20 protein-coding genes are annotated in these 20,785 nt (G+C 55.3%); 14 read left to right on the forward strand and 6 right to left on the reverse strand.

Features of this window, described 5'->3' with window-relative positions:
* On the forward strand, positions 1 to 834 hold the full coding sequence (locus E8D52_07065) for a hypothetical protein (GenBank protein TKB68743.1): 834 nt from the start codon (positions 1 to 3) through the stop codon (positions 832 to 834).
* 350 nt (positions 835 to 1,184) lie between these two features.
* Here E8D52_07065 and E8D52_07070 read toward each other — a convergent pair whose 3' ends face one another.
* Positions 1,185 to 1,385 (reverse strand): hypothetical protein, encoded by a 201-nt coding sequence (locus tag E8D52_07070; GenBank protein ID TKB68744.1) that lies wholly within the window; start codon positions 1,383 to 1,385, stop codon positions 1,185 to 1,187.
* A 114-nt stretch (positions 1,386 to 1,499) separates the two neighbouring features.
* Between E8D52_07070 and E8D52_07075 the strand changes: the two genes are divergently transcribed.
* The 10 genes from E8D52_07075 to E8D52_07120 all read left to right on the forward strand — a co-directional run bounded on the left by E8D52_07075 (position 1,500) and on the right by E8D52_07120 (position 11,592).
* Entirely contained in the window at positions 1,500 to 1,691 is a 192-nt protein-coding gene (locus tag E8D52_07075) for a type II toxin-antitoxin system HicB family antitoxin (protein ID TKB68745.1), read from the forward strand.
* Positions 1,688 to 1,867: a type II toxin-antitoxin system HicA family toxin gene (locus tag E8D52_07080; GenBank protein ID TKB68746.1), complete on the forward strand. Its 180-nt coding sequence runs from the start codon at positions 1,688 to 1,690 to the stop codon at positions 1,865 to 1,867. Before E8D52_07075 ends, E8D52_07080 begins: the two co-directional genes overlap by 4 nt.
* Positions 1,868 to 2,387: 520 nt before the next feature.
* Positions 2,388 to 4,079: a glucose-6-phosphate isomerase gene (locus tag E8D52_07085; GenBank protein TKB68747.1), complete on the forward strand. Its 1,692-nt coding sequence runs from the start codon at positions 2,388 to 2,390 to the stop codon at positions 4,077 to 4,079.
* A 1-nt stretch (position 4,080) separates the two neighbouring features.
* The gene (gene pgl / locus E8D52_07090; protein ID TKB68748.1) at positions 4,081 to 4,857 is read left to right on the forward strand and encodes a 6-phosphogluconolactonase; all 777 of its coding nucleotides are present in this window, start codon (positions 4,081 to 4,083) and stop codon (positions 4,855 to 4,857) included.
* Positions 4,854 to 5,924 carry a glucokinase gene (gene glk, locus E8D52_07095; GenBank protein TKB68749.1) on the forward strand — a complete coding sequence of 357 codons (1,071 nt, stop codon included), beginning with the start codon at positions 4,854 to 4,856 and terminating at the stop codon, positions 5,922 to 5,924. The genes pgl and glk overlap by 4 nt, the downstream gene beginning before the upstream one ends.
* A complete protein-coding gene (gene rpiA, locus E8D52_07100) occupies positions 5,921 to 6,619 on the forward strand; it encodes a ribose-5-phosphate isomerase RpiA (GenBank protein ID TKB68750.1) in 699 nt (232 codons plus the stop codon). Before glk ends, rpiA begins: the two co-directional genes overlap by 4 nt.
* Positions 6,603 to 9,350: a M1 family metallopeptidase gene (locus E8D52_07105; protein TKB68751.1), complete on the forward strand. Its 2,748-nt coding sequence runs from the start codon at positions 6,603 to 6,605 to the stop codon at positions 9,348 to 9,350. Before rpiA ends, E8D52_07105 begins: the two co-directional genes overlap by 17 nt.
* Positions 9,347 to 9,715, forward strand: a complete 369-nt coding sequence (locus tag E8D52_07110; protein TKB68752.1) for a VOC family protein — start codon at positions 9,347 to 9,349, stop codon at positions 9,713 to 9,715. Before E8D52_07105 ends, E8D52_07110 begins: the two co-directional genes overlap by 4 nt.
* A gap of 174 nt (positions 9,716 to 9,889) precedes the next feature.
* Positions 9,890 to 10,666 (forward strand): hypothetical protein, encoded by a 777-nt coding sequence (locus E8D52_07115; protein ID TKB68753.1) that lies wholly within the window; start codon positions 9,890 to 9,892, stop codon positions 10,664 to 10,666.
* A 395-nt stretch (positions 10,667 to 11,061) separates the two neighbouring features.
* A complete protein-coding gene (locus E8D52_07120) occupies positions 11,062 to 11,592 on the forward strand; it encodes a PilZ domain-containing protein (protein TKB68754.1) in 531 nt (176 codons plus the stop codon).
* Between the two features lie 11 nt (positions 11,593 to 11,603).
* Here the strand turns inward: E8D52_07120 and E8D52_07125 are convergent, their stop codons facing one another.
* On the reverse strand, positions 11,604 to 14,273 hold the full coding sequence (locus tag E8D52_07125; protein ID TKB68755.1) for an FtsX-like permease family protein: 2,670 nt from the start codon (positions 14,271 to 14,273) through the stop codon (positions 11,604 to 11,606).
* Entirely contained in the window at positions 14,270 to 15,046 is a 777-nt protein-coding gene (locus E8D52_07130; GenBank protein TKB68756.1) for an ABC transporter ATP-binding protein, read from the reverse strand. Before E8D52_07130 ends, E8D52_07125 begins: the two co-directional genes overlap by 4 nt.
* Positions 15,047 to 15,132: 86 nt before the next feature.
* Between E8D52_07130 and E8D52_07135 the strand changes: the two genes are divergently transcribed.
* Entirely contained in the window at positions 15,133 to 15,819 is a 687-nt protein-coding gene (locus tag E8D52_07135) for an arylesterase (GenBank protein ID TKB68757.1), read from the forward strand.
* A gap of 74 nt (positions 15,820 to 15,893) precedes the next feature.
* Here E8D52_07135 and E8D52_07140 read toward each other — a convergent pair whose 3' ends face one another.
* From E8D52_07140 to E8D52_07150, 3 genes are all read right to left on the reverse strand, one after another.
* Positions 15,894 to 16,082, reverse strand: coding sequence for a hypothetical protein (locus tag E8D52_07140; GenBank protein TKB68758.1), 189 nt, complete (start codon positions 16,080 to 16,082; stop codon positions 15,894 to 15,896).
* 117 nt (positions 16,083 to 16,199) lie between these two features.
* Complete coding sequence (locus E8D52_07145; protein TKB68759.1) at positions 16,200 to 17,099, reverse strand: hypothetical protein; 900 nt, start codon at positions 17,097 to 17,099, stop codon at positions 16,200 to 16,202.
* A gap of 144 nt (positions 17,100 to 17,243) precedes the next feature.
* Entirely contained in the window at positions 17,244 to 18,284 is a 1,041-nt protein-coding gene (locus tag E8D52_07150) for a hypothetical protein (protein ID TKB68760.1), read from the reverse strand.
* A gap of 96 nt (positions 18,285 to 18,380) precedes the next feature.
* Here E8D52_07150 and E8D52_07155 point away from each other — a divergent pair, with 96 nt between their 5' ends.
* A complete protein-coding gene (locus E8D52_07155; protein ID TKB68761.1) occupies positions 18,381 to 19,688 on the forward strand; it encodes a hypothetical protein in 1,308 nt (435 codons plus the stop codon).
* A 148-nt stretch (positions 19,689 to 19,836) separates the two neighbouring features.
* Positions 19,837 to 20,778 (forward strand): MoxR family ATPase, encoded by a 942-nt coding sequence (locus tag E8D52_07160; GenBank protein TKB68762.1) that lies wholly within the window; start codon positions 19,837 to 19,839, stop codon positions 20,776 to 20,778.
* Positions 20,779 to 20,785: the final 7 nt, after the last annotated feature.

Genomic DNA, 20,785 nt, shown 5'->3' on the forward strand with positions numbered 1-20,785 from the left:
ATGGAAGTTATCGCGCAGAAGCTTGACGACATCGTTGACAGCCTTCAGCTTCTCACCGTCGAGTGGAAGGACGACACAGCCCGCCGCGTCATCGACCGGCTGAAAAACTTCCCCGTCAAAAAGGCTTACGCGCTAGCGGATGTGACGGCGCTCTTGGATGAGAATTTTGATGACGGTATCTTGATACTCCGGCTGTTCCTGGGTTTTTCGAAGGACCAGTTCGTTTCCGTGCTGCGGGGTATCCGGGATGAGAAGAGCATCGGCGTCAAAAGCTACCGCGCCAACTCCGAGAGCTTTGCTGAAGACCTTCTCAGCATGGGACTTTTGAAAGCAATGGCGCAAGAGGCGAACCGCAAACCTCACTGGAGCGACACGCTTGTTGAGAGATTGCGTAGCGGGCGAGGCAGCGCTATTTCAGGCCAGAAGCGCGGGCGCGGCGTTGAGGATTTTGCCGAAGTGATTGTCAAGAAGGTGTTCGGCTCTAAGTTTGATATGCGCTGCACATTCACCGGCCCAAAAGAAAAGGCGAAGTGCGATTTCGCCATTTCCTCGAAGAGCTCTCCGCGCATCGTCATTGAGTCCAAAGGCTACGGCGCGACAGGCTCCAAGATGAGCGACATCATCGGGGACATCGAGCAGATCATCAGGGCCAAGCGCCCGGACACGGCGCTTTTATTTTTCATGGATGGTCTGACGTGGAAGCAGCGCAAGAGCGACCTTCGGAAAATCGTTGAGTTTCAAAATGCGGGCGGCATCACCCGGATCTACACCTATGCCATGGCCGAGCAGTTTGAGGCGGACTTGCGCCAACTCAAAGCTGAGTGCAAGCTCTAAGAAGCCGGAGTCCTAACGCTTACTTGTGATGCTTCACAAAAGGTAAGCTCCCCCCTTCCTCTTGTCACCATAGCTACATTCGACTGACCCGATCAATGGTCGCAGGTGCTGTGGTTCTATCTCGGCCAAATCCTTTGCTTGATGGTTGTGTCTTTAGCTCAGGAGAGACTTTGCCGGTGCTGCCGAGCTTGTGTCCTGTTGTAGAGGGCATGGAAGGCCCTCACACGCCAACATTTCCTGCCAGGGGTTTGGCGTCTCATTACAGATACTCTTTTGCTTCCCAGATTCAACTCTCCAGTGCATAACATTCAACCGCCTCTGGTCAGCGCGGAGGAGAAAAAGGGGCCAGGCTACTTTTCAGGGGATGTGCGGGGCCGTCCGCGTGGGCGCAGCGTGGAGGCGAGACCAAGCAGGGCGGCCATCCTCGCCTGCCAGTCCGCAGTCCCGAAGGGTTGTTGCCGATTCACGCAGGTGCGCAGCGTGGTGAGTTCATGATCGACGAGCGGCTGGAGGTAGGGAAAAGTAACCTGTCCACCTTTCCCTCCACGCACCAGGCATTTTCGAAGCCGTTCAGGCCATGATGCTTTTAGTGTAGGTGTCCGTCAAATAGGGCAAGTTCTGCTTGCCTCTTTGCAATCCAGCTGCCTGCCGCTATAATGAGCACCATGGAGTCGGCCAAATATATCTATTGGCAAGATCAAGACCACTGGCTCGGTTACCTGCAGGACTATCCCGATTACTGGACGCAAGGGGAATCGTTTGAGGATCTGCAGGTACATCTTCGAGATCTATACTGTGACCTCACCAGCGGCGAAATCCCTGGAGTTCGGAAGCTCGCTGAGCTGACGGTCCGGTGAAGCGCAAAGATCTCATCCGACAACTTGAAGCCATTGGGTGTGTGCTCGTTCGTCACGGTGGAAAGCACGATTGGTATCACAACTCTGCCACGAAGATTTCCCAGCCCGTTCCTCGCCACACCGAGATCAAGGAACATCTCGCAAAACGTATTCTGAGGATGCTAGGCAACTCCTGAGGTAATGAAGGCCGAGTTTATCGGTATCGTTCTCGCCTCTGAGTCTTCTTCCCTCTACCATAGCAAAGTCCATCTTCGAGCCTAACCCAGTGGCTGTCTTGTCACTTTTCCCAGTTTGAGGAAAAGGGCTAGGCCGGTATAAAAGTCGAGTATTCCAAGGGCAAATATGTCTCCAAGGAGCTGATCCTCCTCACTCGCTAGTCCTTCGAAGCATCCGGCAGACGGAAGATGAAGGTCCTGCTGAAAAAAGAACGGCTACTTTTCTGTCGGGGCTTGAGTACAATGTGGCTTTAGCGGGATGTGCGAGTGAGTGGTGAGTGGTGATGAAAGACCGGTGATGAAGCCGATGGTTTTATCAAAACTGCTGACAATGGGTTGGCCGTACCCTTTACCAAAGCACATGGGCCTGTACGCAAAGACACCAAGAAGCGTTGCCTTTTTTAGACTGACTCCATAAGATGCGGAGGATCACTCACCATCTCCACTACCACAATCTCATTGAGGCGGGAGGTCGATATCTATGCGAATGAGTGACAAGCTTCCAGCATTATTCCAATCCACAGTCAATCCGGCTTTAGATGCGCTGACTCAGGCGCAGGTCATTGAGCGCCTCTGGGCGAAAGACCATCGAGTTTGGAAGCAGGACCCCAGGGAGATCGTCGACCGGTTGGGGTGGTTGACGTTGCAGGATCAGATGCCTCAACAGCTTGGACCACTACGAAATTGTGTGTCCACGGCTAAGGAGATGAAGGTCAAGGATGTGGTGCTCCTGGGGATGGGCGGCAGCAGTCTTGGACCTGAGGTGTTCCGCACCGTGTTTGGCGCTCAGAAAGGGTCTCCGCGCCTGTGGGTATTGGACTCAACTGTTCCTGGCTGGGTTCGGCAGGTCACGAAGGCCATTTCTCCATCGCGGACCCTCTTTCTCGTGGCGAGCAAATCCGGTGGAACGATTGAAGTCATGTCACTCTTCGCCCACTTTTGGAAGCTCGTGACGAAGGCCAAAGGGAATCATGGAGGAAAGCAGTTTGTCGCGATTACCGACCCGGGGACCGGCTTAGAAAAGATGGCGCGGGACTATGAATTTGGACAGATCTTCACCAACCCAGCCGACATCGGCGGGCGGTACTCGGTGCTCTCTCTCTTTGGTCTGGTACCCGCGGCGCTTCTGGGACTCGATGTCACGCGGCTTTTGGACCGCGCTGCCGGCATGGCGGAACGATGCCGGCAGCAAGAAGACGCCAAGGCGAATCCTGGTGCCTATCTCGGCGCAGTGATGGGGAGCCTTGCCAAAACCGGACGCGATAAGGTGACGGTCATTGCGTCACCGTCCCTCGCGACGTTCGGGCTCTGGGTCGAGCAGCTTCTTGCGGAAAGTACGGGCAAAGAGGGCACAGGACTCATCCCCATCGCACAGGAGCCGGTGTTAAAGCCGAGTGCCTATGGAACCGACCGGTGCTTCGTCTATCTCAAACTCAAAGGAGAAAAGAACGGGGCGCTCGATCGGGCTGTGCAAGCGCTTGCCAAGGCCGAGCACCCAGTCCTGCAGTTTGACTTGCGTGATCGCTATGATCTCGGGGCCGAGTTTTTTCGATGGGAGTTTGCGACGGCGATCGCCGGGCATGTGCTGGGGATCCATCCCTTCGACCAACCAAATGTACAAGAGAGCAAAGACAACACCAATCGGGTTCTGGACACGTTCCAATCGACCGGGCGCTTGCCAGAGCAGGTGAGTAGCTCCCCTAAAGACGTCGCACAAGATCTCGCGAACCAGCTTCATCCCGGAACCTATCTTTCCGTCCTGGCCTACACTACGCCGTCACGTCCGTTCGAAACGGCGGTGCGTCGTCTCCGCCAAACCCTGATGACGAAACATCACGTTGCGACCACATTTGGATACGGGCCTCGGTATCTTCATTCAACCGGACAGCTTCACAAAGGCGGTCCCAAGACCGGGGTCTTTCTTGAACTCGTGGACCGAATGTCGCCGGACACGGCCATTCCTGGTAAACCATTCTCGTTTGGCACGTTGGCCCAGGCTCAGGCGGTCGGCGATCTGGCATCACTGCGTGCGCACGATCGTCATGCGATCCGCGTTCAATTAGGGCGTGACCAGGTTGCCATGGTGAACGCGATCACGGCGGCACTGGCACCAGCCTCATCAGGCCGACGGCGTGGAACAGTGAAGAAACGTCCCAAGCGCGTTTCCCGCTGATATGGCTGCCACGCCAGACATCCGCATTGCGCCAGGTACCCAGGAGTGGGGACAGGCGGCTGCTTCCTTGATCCTTGCAGTGAGCCAACAAGCGATTCAAGCCCACGGCCGGTGCCTCATCGCCCTCTCTGGAGGGTCCACCCCGAAGACGCTCTATCACGTCCTGGCGACTCCCGAATGGGCCACGCGATTCGATTGGTCGCGTATGGTCTTTCTGTTTGGTGACGAACGCTGTACGCCACCGGACCATCCAGAAAGCAATTTTCGAATGGCGCAGACGGAGCTCTTTCAACCGCTGAACATTCGACCGGAACAGGTGTACCGCATGAAAGGCGAGAGCGACGATGCAACGGCTGCCGCTCGGGAGTACGAGGCAATAATTCGACGACTGACGAACAGCCCGGCTCCACGGGTTCCGGTTCTGGACCTCGTGCTTCTAGGGATCGGAGACGATGGGCACACCGCCTCGCTCTTTCCCGGAACCGCAGCCTTGCAGGAAGACTCGAGGATCGTCACAGTTGGTCACGCTCCCGCAGGCATCAGATCTCGCCTCACAGTGACCCTAGGTGTCTTGAATCATGCGGCTGTGGTACTGTTCCTCGTGACGGGATCCGGTAAAGCCCACATGGTCCGAAGGGTTCTCAACCAAGAATCTGAAGCAGATCGGTCTTTGCCAGCGGCGAGGATATTGCCCGCGTCGGGTCGACTCGTGTGGATGCTTGATCACTCAGCCGCACAACAGCTGAAGAAGACGTCATCACCTCAAGGAGAGACATGATTCTCGCGGGGGACATCGGAGGAACGAAAACCAACCTAGCGCTCTATGACTGGACCACCGAGCGAGTGGAACCACTACGCGTGGAAAGCTTTCACAGCGGCGATTACACCTCCCTCGAAGACATTCTCGTAGAATTTCTCACACCGCCAGAACCGCCAATTCCATTGGATTTAGTGGGGTCTGAGGGAGGGGAGAAGATCCAAAAGGCCAGTAAGCCGGCGTCCGAACCAGTGAAGCTCACAGCCGCCTGTTTTGGAATCGCAGGACCGGTGATCGACAATCGTTGTCAAACGACGAACCTTCCCTGGGTGGTAGATGGTCCAACCATCGCGAAACAGTTCAGCATCCCTCGTGTGCAGTTGCTCAACGACTTAGAAGCCACCGCGTACGGACTTGTGTGGCTGCGAGCGGATGAGCTGGAAGTGCTGAACACGGGCAATCCTCCGAAAAAACGACAAGCTCTTGCGCTGATCGCCGCCGGGACGGGATTGGGTGAAGGAATCTTATTTTGGGATGGGAAATCGTATCGCCCGATGCCATCGGAAGGGGGGCATACGGACTTTGCGCCAAGCAACGATCTGGAGATCGAATTGCTTCGTTATCTCCGGGGCCAATACCTCCATGTGAGCTATGAACGGATTCTGTCCGGTCCGGGCCTCCACGCAGTCTATGAGTTTTTGCATGACACCAAGAAGAATGAACCGACGTGGTTAGCGGAAAAAATAAAAGCTGGCAATCCAGCCGCTGAAATTGCGCAAGCTGGATTGCAGGGACAAGCCGAGATCGCCAAACAAGCGTTGGACCTCTTTGCGTCGATCTATGGCGCGGAAGCCGGGAATCTGGCGTTGAAGGCGCTCTCGCTGGACGGCGTCTATGTGGGTGGTGGAATTGCGCCGAAGCTCATCAAGAAACTGCAAGACGGCACCTTCATGAAAGCTTTTACCAACAAGGGGCGGTATAAGCGTCTCATGAGTCAGATGCCTGTGAAAGTCATTATGAATCAGCAGACGGCTCTGCTCGGCGCCGCGTCCGTCGCGGCGGCTCTCTCGCTCGCACCTACGCCATGACGTTGGTTGATCTCGATCATCTCAAGAAAGCAGCAGCCCTAAAAGCTAGTGAATTCGTCCGCAGCGGCATGGTCGTCGGCCTGGGGACAGGGTCCACGGCAAAACATCTTCTGGTGGCGCTTGGCGAACAGGTCAAGGCGGGCATGAAGCTGCGAGGCGTGCCGACGTCACAAGAGACTGCCCTGTTCGCCAAGCAGGCAGGTATTCCACTGATCGACACCGAGAATCGGTGGGAGATCGATGTCGCCATCGATGGAGCGGACCAAGTCGATCCCCATTTCAATCTGATCAAAGGCGGTGGGGGCGCGTTGTTGAAAGAAAAGATCGTGGCTGCGTCTGCAAAACAGTTCATCGTGATGGTTGACCACACGAAACAGGTGCCGGTGCTCGGAGGGTCCTTCCCGCTCCCTATCGAAGTGATCCCCTTTGGGTGGGGCAGTACCGCCCGGGAAATTGAAGCGCTGACCAAAAGCCGCGTAGTACTCAGAGAACGCAACGGGGCTCCGTTTAGGACCGAGGCCGGGAATCTGATCGTTGACGTGCATATCGATCGCATCAGTCAGCCGGGTGAACTAGAAACCGCCCTCAACCTCATCCCCGGTGTCGTGGAGACGGGGCTCTTTGTCGGTCGAACGAATGTGTTGATTGTCGGTGCGCCCCAAGGTGTCCACACCCTCCATGCTCCCAAGGTATGAGCACTTGCTCAGCAGGCGAGAGATCCTACAGGCACTTGGGCGACAGGCTCGCTTCCTTCTGGCCGCTCCAATAGCGTATACACTCGTACCATCCGAATCCGCAGACGCTTCAACAACAACCAGAGCACAAGGTGAAGACATGAGTGTTGATGATATTTCAGGCAGCAACGATCCGTATCGGCTCCCACGGCACGTGATTCCGACCCGGTATGACCTGAGGCTTGAGCCGGATCTTACGACCGGACGCTTCACGGGCCAAGCGACGATTCTCATCATGGTCAAAAGGACGACACAGACCATTCTCTTGAATGCTGTGGATCTTGTGCTTCGGTCCGTCATGGTTGAGGGATTACACCGAGCCCCACTCAACGCGACAATCGAATTGGAACAACAGACCCAACGGGCTAGATTGTCATTTCAGGAGACCATCGATCCAGGCGAATGGACGCTCACCATTTCGTTTGAAGGCACACTGAACGACCAGCTCCGCGGCTTCTATCGGAGTACCTACAAGGACGCGTCGGGGATCACGCAGACCCTTGCGGCTACGCAATTCGAAGCCACCGATGCGCGGCGCGCCTTTCCCTGCTGGGATGAGCCGGATTTCAAAGCCATCTTCGCGACGACATTGGTCATCGATCCACACCTCACTGCCGTTTCGAACACGGCGGTGGTGTCTGAATTAATTGAGCACAACAAGAAGGTCGTACGGTTTGCCGACAGCATCATCATGTCGACCTATCTGGTGGCCTTCATTGTGGGGCAGATCGAAGCAACGAAGCCAGTCTACGTAGGCAAGACACCGCTTCAACTCTGGACGATTCCTGGAAAACAGCCGCTCACGCCCTTCGGGCAGGATATTGCCGCTGCGTCGTTGAAGTTTTTTGAAGACTACTACGGGATCCCATACCCAGGAGATAAGCTGGATCTTCTTGCGATCCCAGATTTTGCCTCAGGCGCAATGGAAAATTTTGGGGCGATCACGTTCCGTGAGACGGCACTGCTTGTCGATCAACGGACGGGAACGCACGCTGAGCTCGAACGAATTGCCGATGTCGTGGCCCATGAAAATGCTCACATGTGGTTCGGCGACTTAGTGACGATGTCCTGGTGGAATGGGTTGTGGCTGAACGAGGCCTTCGCGACCTTCATGGAGATGCTCGCCGTCGACGCCTGGAAACCGGAATGGAAACGGTGGGAAACATTCAGTGTTGCCCGCGCAGCTGCGTTCTCGGTCGATGGGCTCATGAGCACTAGGCCGATTGAATTCCCGGTCCACGCCCCTAAAGACGCGGATGCGATGTTCGATATCCTGACCTATGAAAAAGGCGCATCGGTTCTCCGCATGTTGGAACAGCATATTGGTCCCGTCCTGTTCCGTGACGGAGTCCGGCAGTATCTTCGCGCCCATGCCTACGGCAATGCCGATACCAAGGATTTGTGGGCTGCCCTTGGCACGGTCGCCCGCCAGCCGGTTCCCGAGCTGATGGACGGCTGGATCTTTCAACCAGGTTTCCCCTTGGTAACGGCGGAAGTATGCGGTCAAGAATTACAACTCTCGCAGCAGCGCTTCACCTATCTCATGCAACAGTCGGTGTCGGAACAGCTCTGGCAAATCCCGGTGCAGATTCGCCTAGTCATCGGCGAGCGCACAGAACATCGGCGACTATTGCTCACGGAGCGTGAGACGACGATCGGAGTCCCAGCGGGGGTGACCTCCATCTTTGTCAACGAGGGTGGCCATGGATTTTATCGGGTTCGCCATCGGGCTCCGCTTTTGGAGCAGCTTCTCGATCAGGGCCTCAATCGTCTGGCTGCGATGGAACGATTCAACCTCATCAGCGACGCATGGGCCACCACCGTGGCGGGGCTGATGCCGCTTCCCGAGTATCTCCAACTCACCGCGCGTTTCAAGGGTGAGCGAGATAGGAATGTCTGGACCGTCGTCCTCGACTCCTTCTCCTTCTTGAACAGGGTCATTAGATCAAAAGAGAGGGCTGCCCTGGAAGCGCTTGTTCGTGACCGAGTGATGCCGGCGGTGAAAGACCTTGGCTGGGATCCGAAGCCGGGAGAATCAGATCTTATCAAACAGCTGCGAGGGGATCTCATCGGCGCACTTGGCAAGCTTGGCAACGACTCGGAAACACAGCAGGAAGCGGCAGAACGGTATCAGCAATACCGAAAAGACCCGTCGACCACCGACGCGAATATTGTGCCAGCCCTCGTCGGGATCCTAGCCCATACGGGAGACGAGGCGCGCTATGAGGAATTCTCAGAACGCTATCGCACCGCTTCCACCCCACAAGAGGAGCGACGGTATCTCTTTTCGTTGGCGGCCTTTCGGCCCAAGGAACTACTCACGCGGACGCTGGCCCGGACGATCAACGGCGAAATCCGTACGCAAGATGCTCCGTTTATCGTCGGGGCGCTGATGATGAATGTGGATGGGCGAGAACAGGCCTGGGAGTTTGTGAAGGCGAACTGGGATCAAATGGATCGGCTGTTCCCCAAACAAGGCCTCAGGCGCATGTGCGGGGGTATCCTTGGCCTGGCAACACCGGAGATCGAACAAGACGTGCGTGCATTCTTTATTTCGCGCAAGATCGATCTAGGAGGGAAGACACTGGAGCAGTATTTGGAACAACTCCGTATTGCGGTCTCGTTCCGAGAACGGGAAGGGGCTACACTGCGGGCGTATCTTCAACGTCAACAATCAGGAGTTTCATCATGATCAAGCATATCGCGTTTACTATGTATCCCGTAACCGATATGGCGCGAGCGCGGCAGTTTTATGAAGAGACGCTCGGTCTCCGGTTGACTCGCCGGGAGGCCCACGAGTTCGAGTGGATCGAATATGATCTTGATGGTGGAACCTTCGCCCTCACGAATGTGAAACAAGGAGGCGCACCTAGCGCCGAGGCAGGTGGAAGTATCGCCTTTGAAGTTCAGAACGTCGATCAAATGGTTGAGCAATTGCGCGGCAAGGGTGTGCGCATCAAACTTGAACCGTTCTCGACACCGGTTTGCCGCCTCGCAGTCATCCTAGACTCGGAAGGCAACGCCGTCACGCTGCATCAGGCAACACAAGTCTGGTAGGACTTGCATACGATATGTACTCTTCGCAAGATCGATCTGGGTGGGAAAACCTTGTCAGTATTGGGAGCAACTCTATCTTGTTGTGGCATTCTGTGAGCCAGAAAGTCTTACGATACAAATCGTTATTGTGAGATCGCTAGAAGGATAGGGCAGATCTTCTGCTAAGAGGACACCGTGAGCTTGGACGAGAACGGCGCAAGGTCAGAGCGGCAACCCAATGCGAATGCTGTGGAAACCTCTTCAGACCTCCCAGGATCCTTGATCTCTATTCATAATGGCAATCGGTTAGACATTTGGCTGAAACGACTAAGTCATTTATCGCAGGTCGGGCTTTTCCTTTTCACAGCATGGGCACTATATTTTACAGTGATACCGCTTTACCAAAAAGCGCTTCTTGATGAAGCAATTGCAAGGAAGGAAATTGAGCTTAAAGAGGCAAATATTGAACTGGAAAAAGCATATGGGCGAATTAAGTTTTCGGTTCTGAAGGACTTTGTGTTTATGGCAGGTGCTAGGTGCAGCGCTTTGAAGTATAGGGAGCCTGAACGTGGGAAGCCACTTCCTCCTTTTGCGGAACTCTTCGAGTTGGATGTTCCTGCTTGTTTAACTAAAGCTGCAGAAGAATACACTCCACTTAAGGTACTGAAACCAGAGGATCGAAAGCTCCTCGACCAAAGTCTTCTTACCTTGAGCCGGGAATTATTGAACATTCGGCAGCGAGCAAAAGCAGAATATGACGATGTGCCTAAACGTGCTACGGCCAACCCTAACGCACTCACACCGCCGGGAGAAGATAGAGGGGAGCTACTGAAATTAATTGCCAAGCTTGTGTCACCAGAGGTGTATAAACGGTATGCTCTTGAGGCCATCATTGAAGAGGAGCAATCTCGTATTGGGAACACCTATGGTGATACAATTCGACAGCGAGTACTCACATTAATACCAAAATAGTTGAGGCCCTATCTCGTGGAAAAGGGTCAGCAACTGTCTTGAAAATCAAGCGGGCTGACTGACGGCCACCTGCCACGAGGTTCCGCTTTTCTCCATTGCATTGAGAATGGCGAGTAGCTTTCGCATTCATGCCGTTAACGCCAACTTCTTCGCTTTTCCGGCCTGACACAAGCGCCGATAGAAGATGCGGATCAGTGGGTTCCTCTGTTCAGTGCACGGCAATCCTGAGTTGTTCAGTGGATGGAGACTGATCTTCTGCGTCCCGCTCGATATTAGCGAGAAGCCTATCCAAAAACCTGGGCGATTAATTTCGAGAGAGGTCCTAGTCATTTCCCCAGGTTGTCTAGGGCTTTGCATCTCGTTACAATCACATAAAACTTTTGTTGGGAAGTCAAATGTCGAATCTCCACTGTCCAACTTGCGGGGCGAGCAAAATCCGCCTCGCGGCAAGAAAATCTCTTTCTGATGTTCTGCTGAGCGGTCTGACGATCTATCCGTTTCGGTGCCAGCTCTGCGCCGATCGCTTTCGAACATTCCTTGGCCGCCGCACGCCCAATCCCCGTCGCAGCTTCGATCGCGTCGAGGTGTCCTTCCCGGTCTGGTTCAAATCTCGACGATCCTCACCCTCTTCCCGACTAGGGCATGAGGGCGTGATTGATAATCTGTCGATTCGTGGATGCCGAATTCGTTCCGCCGCTCCCATGAGGATTGGCTCGCGATTGGAACTGGAATTCCAGTATTCAGACAATTCTTTCCCGGTGATGATTGAGGAAGCGGTTGTGCGCTCCATAGCCGATGGCGCGATTGGCCTGCGCTTCACCAAACTTCATCGCAGTGAGGAACGGCGCATTCGTCAGCTCATCGATGTGTGGCTGCCCGAACTCTTGCCCACGAGTGAACTAAGTACAAGCAGTCCCCGCACCTAAGCCAGGCACTGTTACTCCTGCCGAAGCACGGACAACGGCGGTTGGCCAAGAATTCGATAGGTGCTGAGGAAGCCTACCAGCATGGTGAGGATGATCGTCGCTATGACACCCACAGCCAGAACAGCTGGTTGAAGGTTCCAGGAGAGATCAAACACGGTCTCCAGAACAGCCCATGACAGCACACTGGCCAGCGCACAGCCGAGCAACCCACCCAAGGCCCCCAACAAGGCATATTCGACTGCAAATGAACGTGCGATCATGCTGCGAGTTGCACCCAGGGCTTTCAGGATGACTGACTCGTACAACCGGCGATAGCGTGTCGCCGCCAGGGCCGCAGCCATCACCAGGCCTCCGGATAGCACACAGAACAGCGCAATAGCACGAATGGCGAGGGACAGTCGATCCAATACCTTCGCAAAACTGTCGAGGACGTCGCCCATATTGATGGCTGTCACATTAGGAAAGGATGCGACGACCGCTTGCTGTAAGGCCACCTCTTCAGACGGGGCGACACGAGCGGTGGCCACATAGGTATGCGGAGCTCCATCAAGGGCGCCGGGAGAAAAGATCATATAGAAGTTAGTCGAGAAGTTTCCCCACTCTACTTGTCGAATGCTGCTGATCTCTCCAGTGATGGGTGTTCCTTGTATATCGAGCTCAAGGGTGTCTCCGACTGTGAGGTCAAGTTGCTTCGCCGCATCCTCCTCGATCGAGATCAGCGGTTTGGTAAAGACCTGTCCCGGTTTCCACCACTCGCCCCGAACGACCTTGTTGTCTTTGGGAAGATCATGGAGGAACGTCAGGACGTACTCGCGTGTCAGGTACCACTTCTTCCGCCGTTCTTCCTTCTGGGCGGCTTTCTCTTTCTGCTCTTCCTCCTCCGACGTCGCTTCGATTTTGACCGGTTCCCCCTTCAGACCAGCGAGTCGTGATCGCACCAATGGGGTCAGCTTGGGGGCCTGATCGCTGGACCGTTGGTGCAAGAGACTGACGAATTCTTCCGCTTGATCGGGCTGGATATCGATAAAGAAAAATGTTGGCGAGTCGGTCGACCGATTCTCACTGACCTGCGCGAGGAGCGATCGTTCAACGAGCGACACCGTGGTCACCACCATCACGCCGATTCCGATTGCAATCGTGATGTTCACGACCTGGTTACCCGGTCGCACCACGTTCCCCAGGGCCTGGCGAAGGATGAGCGCCTCAGGGCGTGGTCCGTTCTTAAGGGCGCTAAGTGCCAGATGGGCTGAAGCTCCCAGCAGCAGCACCGCGGCGGCAAACGCGAAGATAAAGAGCAGACCTACTCTCCAGGAGTTCGCTTGCCAGATCGATAAGAGCGCCAATCCCAGGCCGATACCGATCGACGTGATGGCCTTTGCTGGGTCAAGCCCCTTCCAGAACATCCACCATCGGGTCCTGTCTGGGGCGCTGGCGGAAGCAAGTGGGGCGACATCACGGCGAAAAATCCGAGCCGGTTTCACATCGCGAATCGTCAGTAATGGCCACAGTGTAAACAAAAGCGTCGATAGGATACCCAAGGCTAATCCCTTGGCTAAGGGAGCGAGGGGAAGCGTTCTCCCTCCCTGAGTGAATCCCAATTGGTCAAGAAGATCCGATGCCATCAGCGCTGTGATCATCCACGGAAGTCCTTGGTGGAGCAGCACACCGATCATCAGACCAACCAAGCTTCCACCCAGCCCAAGGATCATGGCTTGCAACCCATAGGTCTGGATGATGGTGGAAGAATCTGCGCCGACTGTCTTCAAGATGGCGATCGTATGGAGCTTTTCTCGCACAAAGGCATGAACCGATGTGGCAACCCCCAGGCCTCCTACAAATAGCGCGGCCAATCCGATCAAGCCCAAATAACGGGTTAGCTGTTCCAACGACTGTTTCAGCTGCGGCTGTGCGTCTCGGTAACTGGACACGCGGGCCGCATCGAGCGCAAGTCGTCCCCTCAACTCGTAAAGCAATGGCTCAGGCGCCATCGTGCTTGGGACTTTCAGTAGATATCGCTCGCGCATCCTGCTGCCGACCTTGATCAACTCCGCTGTGCGAAGCCCCTCTCGTGACATCAACACACGGGGGCCAAGGCTGAAGGCGTTAGCCATGCGATCCGGTTCCGTCCTGACTACCCCGGTGATGATGAACAGACCTTGTCCGATCCTGAGTTGATCTCCCACCGCGAGCTCCATCCGGATCAGGAGAGATTCCTGCACGACCACTCCAAAACAGGTATGGTCGGGGCACCGGCGCGTTTGCTGGCGAAGCAGATCCACGAAGTCGCCCTGTGGCTCCAGTCGGAGCGTGCCATACAACGGATACTGAGGTTCGACGGCTTTGAGCTCGATGATCTGTGTCGGCTGTCCACTTCCGGATAATCCGGCCCTTGCGGCCATCGCAACGAGCTCGCTGACGTGGGTGAGTGCGACTCCACGATCAGTCAATGCATCCAGCACTTCCTGGCCTGTGGAGCTAATCGGGCGGGAGAGTCGGATTTCAAGGTCGCCTCCGAGCAGGCCTCGCGCTTCCTTGGTCACGGCTTGTTCAACCTGTGCTCCGAAAAGAGAGACCCCGGTCAATGCGCCTACGCCGACTGCAATACAGACCAAGAAGTAAAGAAAGTGTCGCCATGCCGCGCGCGTTTCTCGCCACGCCATGTTGATGATGAAGAATGTCATGGGCGGGATTCGGGCGCAGAGTCAGAGAGTGACTGATCGGCGGGAACCACGTGATTCTTGCGTGGAGAATCAGTTGTGACGTCACTGATCGATCCCGAATACGAGGGCATGGAATCAGACTCCACACGCCCGTCACGGAGGGACAGCACGCGCTGCATCGATGAAGCGAGCGTGGTATCGTGTGTCACGAGCACGAGTGTGGTTCCATGATCGCGATGTAGTGAGAGCAGCAGCGCAATGACATGGGCACCGGTGGAACTATCCAGATTGCCGGTCGGTTCATCGGCCAATAAGATGGGTGGCCGGCAGGCAAAGGCACGGGCCACGGCGACTCGTTGTTGTTCCCCTCCGGATAATTGAACTGGATAGTGTTCCATACGGCTGGACAACCCAACCGCAGCCAGCAAGTCGGCGGCCCGTTCACCAGCGCGCCGCTCGCCACTGAGTTCAAGGGGAACTGCCACGTTTTCGATGGCCGTCAGCGTGGGAATGAGATGAAAAGATTGAAAGATATAGCCAACTTTTTCACGTCGAAATCGGGCCATCTGGCTTTCACCCATCGCTGTGATATCTATTTCATCGAGCTGAATGGATCCGGTGGTTGGTCGATCGAGGCCGGCCATCAACCCAAGCAATGTCGATTTGCCGCTTCCGGATGGCCCCACAATCGCGACCGTCTGCTTGGCCGGGATGTCAAAGGTGATGCGGTCAAGAATTGTGACAGAACGGCCTGCGGCTGGTAGAACCATCGAGACGTGTTTGACGCTAATCATAAAAACTGCTCACTTCTTTGGTGAGAAAGAAACATTGGACGATATTATACTGTCTGGAGAGATATGAGCTAGTTTTGTATCACGGTATGCCATTATCACGACGACTTCATCTGATTCCGCTGCTGATGTTCGTAGTTCTACTCTGGCCGTTGGTCTCGGATGGAGCCTCCACCTCAGCATCAGACACGAGGCCCCGTATCGTGGCGTTTGGTGACAGTCTTACTGCCGGACTCGGGGTACAAGCCGTTGAATCCTACCCGGCTCAACTTCAACGCCGACTTGATAGCCTCGGCTACCACTATCGGGTGATCAACGCCGGTGTGAGTGGCGATACAACGGCCGGCGGACTTCGACGCGTACCCTGGATTCTGAACAATAAGCCTGAGCTGGTGATTCTCGAATTGGGTGCGAACGATGGACTTCGAGGGCTCCCCGTCGATCAAACTCAAAGTAACCTTCGTCAGATCATCCGACAATTACAGGAATCCGGTACGACGGTGGTCTTGGCGGGGATGAAGTTGCCGCCGAATTACGGACAGGACTACACGGCTAGCTTCGAAGCCATGTACCGGATGCTGGCCAAAGAGTGCCAACTTCTTCTCATCCCCTTTTTCCTTGAAGGAGTGGGTGGTTCATCCTCGCTGAATCAGGCTGACGGCATTCACCCAACCAAGGAAGGGTACGAAGTCATCGTGGAGCAAGTACTGAAAGTGCTCAGGCCAATGCTGAATGAGCGGGTACACAAACCCACGACCGCCCATAAGCAGAGTTGAAGGCGAGATGCTCGATTAGAGCCCGTACGAATGTTAGACAAGGTGACGTAAGCGGGTCAACGAAGCGCTATTCTTTACGACTTCTTGAAAAACGTATCATAGACGCCGTACGCGAGGATCCCCCCTATCAGCACGTAGTATAGGCCGCTGATTCCGCTATAATCAGGAGGCCCTCCACCTTCTGGAGCGTTCGCTAACGCCGGTAAAGCCTGGAGCAGCAAGGTTCCCGTTAACAGACCTATTTGTGAAAGTAGCCGTTTCATCTTTCCCCCTTCTAAATCCTGACACAAAAAGTGGGGCTCATCATACTGAATGTTGGCCGTGAGGCGCAAGAGGGAGCCAGTTTGGGAGAATCGGCGTAGGGACGGGTCAACTTGTAATTAGTGGGGAGGCGGTACAACGGCTGACTGAAGCGCGTCAGCCACATCTTTAAATGAGCCGATAAGCTTCTCGAGCTGAGAGCCCTTCTGCTGCATATCATCCGTCACTGCCCGCATCTGTGCGATGTACCGCACGATCTCGGTTGTCAACTTGCTGACTGTGGCCAACACTTCCTTGTAGGAGGCCACTTCCCGTTGAAGTTCCTGAGTGGTGGCCTGTGCGGCATTGCCCTCCCGCAGAGAGGTCTGGAGTTGTTGTGTGAGCTGTCCAACGTCCGCGTCACGGTCTTTCAACTGAGATTCGAGGTTCGTCATGACCTCTTCATTTTCCCTGCGTCGCTCCTCAAGGTTCCGAATCGTTTGGATCCACGTCAGGGCCGCTCCGGGACCGAGTGCGGGCGGACTAGGAAGCGGCTCCTGCCGCTCAAGAGCTTTTGTCGCAGGCTCTAGCCATTCCAAAAAGACCATGACCTCACTCAGCTTCACGTCTGGCGTGACCGAGTGCGGGGTGGTCCTTTTCCCATTCTCGGAAGAGGCGACCGGAGGTGCCGGGATCGATCCCTTTGCAGGTTTTGCTTTGCGTGATGGCTGGGGCTGGGCCCAGCGCTGATATTCCAGCAGCACCGCGATGCAATGGCGGCACATCGGCTCTTCGGGAAGCGTGCAGGAACATTTCGAGACAAGGTGACCGTCTTTCAGTCGGATGGTCTGCTCGTATAGACCAGAATGACCGACGACGGCCGACGTAATCTGCGAATCATCGGCCTCGACAATACGGACGCGATTTCCAGTCAAATATTGATGGGCAATTTGAAAGGACGAGGCGTCCGAGACGGCCTGGATCATTTGAGAATCGAGCAAACCAAGTCGTTCAGCGTTGCAGGGAATTTTCTTTTGCATGTACGTGCGAAGATCTCTTGTGTTGCTACTGAGGATGCATGATGGCCTCAGTGTGCCGAGCGACTTAAATCCTGTCAAGCAATGAGTGGTTTTGTATTGCCCTGTGTTATCTGACGATCTGAAGAGTAAGGCGCTGAGGTGGTCCTACCGGCAGGGTTTGGCTGAACTGGACTTGCCCATAGGTGTCAGCCAAATATAGTCCGCAATGGATTCTTGTATGAGAGCCTGAACATTGGCAGTTTTACTGGGCTCGAACGACGTCATGTAAATCGTAGCCTGTTTGATGTCACCTCGCAGACGTCTGGCAACTCGCTTCGGTACGGGGAGGTTAAATTGAACATGGCCAGCTCCCGTGTAACTCACGATCATACGACGACGGCCGTCATTCTCGCGGCGAAATTCTTCTTGCGTGATGACCAGCGTTCTTGCCATACCCTCATCCCGGACCATCGATGCCTCATACATCGTCCGGAAGTGCTCCTCGCTTCCTCCGTGGCACCGTACCAACTGATCGACAATCCTCTCGCGGTACGCGGGGTCGTCGACGATATCCTCCTGTAGGATTCCCCACGGCGCCCATTCAGGTTCCTGCCTGGCTTGATCAAGCCCTAATTTTACGACACGACGAATCAAGGGCTTGGGTGGGTTCATCGCCCGGACGGACAAGCGTCGTTCTCGAGCAAACGTCACCAATGGCGCGTAATCTTCAAACGCGCCACCCCAATTCTGTTTCCAGCGCACCTGTTCCAAGAACTCGCTCGTAATTGGCTGATTGGCCGCGACATAGCCGTCGAGTGCCGGTTGGCCGTCCCAGCCGAACATCTCCATCCCAATGGTGGGCTCGATGTCATCAGCCACCAATTGATTCAGCACTTTCAGCGCGGCTTCAATATGGTAGGGATTATGGTGTTCCTCTCCCAGATAGACGATGTCGTGCTGTTCCAGCTTTGTCATCAATTCTGCAAACGGGAGCACGCGCCCGCTGTGAGTCTCAAGAATCTGCCAGGGTTGCCATCCCTCATCGACGACGGAACGGAGGCTGCCCTCGCGGTCAGCCGCACAGCCGATCGGTAATGCCAGCAGACCGACGAGCATGAGTAGCAGGCCGATCAATCGCCAACTTAGTGAATCGGTGGATAAGAATGGTAGTGGCATGAAACCACTCCTATCATACTGAATAAGCATGAACAAGCAGACTTGACGCTGAAGTTTGAAGATTACTATGCTCCTACCCTTGGATTCCAATCGACACCCACTTCTATACGCGACGATCAAACGTTCATGAGTCTCAACCCGCTTGCTGACTTCCGCCGTGTTGTGAGTGTTCGCGCACGTCAGGTGCCGGGACAATGGGAGGCCTCAAGGAAATTGATAGAAGGTGCCATTTTCCCCTCTACCCTTGCCCGACTCCGTGCGGCCGTGCAGAACAAAGATCTTCCGGTTTCAGTAAAAGAAACCTTGTTGCGCCTCTTTGAACAGCCCGTGCCACGGCGCGTTCAGGATATCGATGGAGAGTGCCTCAAGTCCGTCACGGGCCTTCCTCCGGCTAAAGCCCTACGCGCACTCGCCATCTTTTTTGAGTTGGTGCCTGCAGCAGCCGTGAGGTGGCCCGTGCCGCACCTATCGAGTGAGGAGGTCGAAGAAGCCGTACGGCAGTTGGACAATCCATTTGACTTCCTTCATCGCACTGAGGTGGCCTCTGTGTTGGAGATTGGGGCTGGGGATCTCTCGTTCGCTGAGGAGTTAGTGGATCTGTATGGCTCCGAGCTCACGCAACAACCCCACCCGTTCATCATTCATTGCCTGGATCGACTCGACCCTCGTTCTCAACTGGGCGGTCCGCTCCATGCGAATCCGGAGAGGCTGCAGAAGTTGCAGCAGAGGGCTGAGGTGTCGTTCTCCTTCTTCGGCAATCAAGACATGTTCACACTTGGCGATCTGGATAAACAGGAGTTGCTGGCCCCACGATATACCATTGCCACCTGTTGGGCCCCAGCCACACCGACCTTCGCCTATGAGCCGACCAGGCTCTCTGAGGCTTTCATTCAGAAGGAGCTGGAGAGCACCAAAGGGGTCTTCCACCAGACATGCTTTGGGAGGGAACCAGCGCTCGAAGTCCAGCATGCTGGCCGTGCCCTCCTCTTCCCGCCGTGGAAGTTTGAGATCGTCGGCCCCCTTGCTCTCCTGAGCCTGCTTGCCCGTCGCGGATGCCTGTGTGTCCTGGGAGCAGTGGATGCGCAGGTATTTTGGGAGCTTCTCGCTCAGTTATTGGAGGAGCCACGCTATCGCCCGCTAGACCAACCTTTTACCCCCGTCAATCTGCCCACCATTTTTGGCGAGGTCTATCATGTTCTGGCCGGTCTCGCGATCGGTGAGTCCATTGACTTGGCTGGGGTGGCAGCCCTTCGGCGTCACTATCTTGGGTCAGGCTCCTCTTCTGCCATGGATGGCGGTGCCGGTCATTTTCGATATGTCCGCATCAGCCGAGGTGCCACCTTCCCGGGCATTCCTGCGAGCAGCACCGCACGGAAGTTCTCGTCCATGACCGAAGAAGTTCCGCCGTGGTTCATTACACTGGTTCCTGCGTGAGCGACTGGTCTAAGCCTCGTGCCATGATGCCTGATCGTAGGGGCGCAAAAATCTTGAATAAATTGACCGTCTCCAGCCCCTTTGTTAGACTTCGATCGTGTCCGATCACCAGCCAATCCTCCAACGCCAGTTCACGCCCTAGACCATCATGAATCCAACGGGAATCATTCAAGCCATCCAGGACAATATTGCGCGGGTGATCAAAGGTAAGCCGCAGGTGATCGAAATGAGCATTGTCGCGCTTTTGGCTCGCGGGCATCTCCTTCTCGAGGATGTCCCAGGGGTTGGAAAAACGACGCTCGCGCATAGTCTTGCGAGATCGCTCGATTGCTCCTTCAAGCGCATTCAGTTCACAAGCGATCTGCTTCCATCTGATATCGTGGGCGTCTCAATATTCAATCGCCAGAAACAAGCCTTTGAATTTATGCCGGGTCCGATTTTCGCCAATATCGTATTGGCGGATGAAATCAATCGAACGACACCGAAGACACAAAGTAGTCTGTTGGAAGCGATGAGCGAAGCGCAGATTTCTTTCGATAATAAAACTTATCCCTTGAATCAGCCCTTCATGGTCATAGCAACCCAGAATCCCGCCGAATACCATGGCACGTTTCCTCTTCCGGAGTCGCAGCTGGATCGGTTCTTGATGCGGCTTCGCATCGGCTATCCCTCGCCGGAGGAAGAAAAAAAGGTCCTTGACCGACCACAATCACTCCATCCGGCCGAAGAGCTCCAACCATTGCTGCCGACGCAGGATGTCCTGCTACTCCAGGAGCAGGTCGATCGCGTACTCATGGAGGAAAGCATTACGGACTATCTCTTGGCCATCGTCCAACGCACCAGGCAGTCTGACCTCTTGTCATTGGGGGTCAGTACCAGAGGAGCGTTGGCGTTGAGTCGGGCTGCCAAGGCCTTGGCGCTCGTCCGCGGGCGGACCTATTGTCTGCCGGATGATATTAAGGAACTGGCCCCCATCGTGTTGTCTCACCGCATTATGGTGGCCCGCGCGCAGGGGTTGCGTCAGCGAAGTGGTGAGCACGCTGAGCGGATCATCCAGGATTTGGTCGACTCGATTCCTGTTCCCGTCTAGGTCTTTC

Source organism: Nitrospira sp. (genome assembly GCA_005116745.1).
Taxonomy (GTDB): Bacteria; Nitrospirota; Nitrospiria; order Nitrospirales; family Nitrospiraceae; genus Nitrospira_D.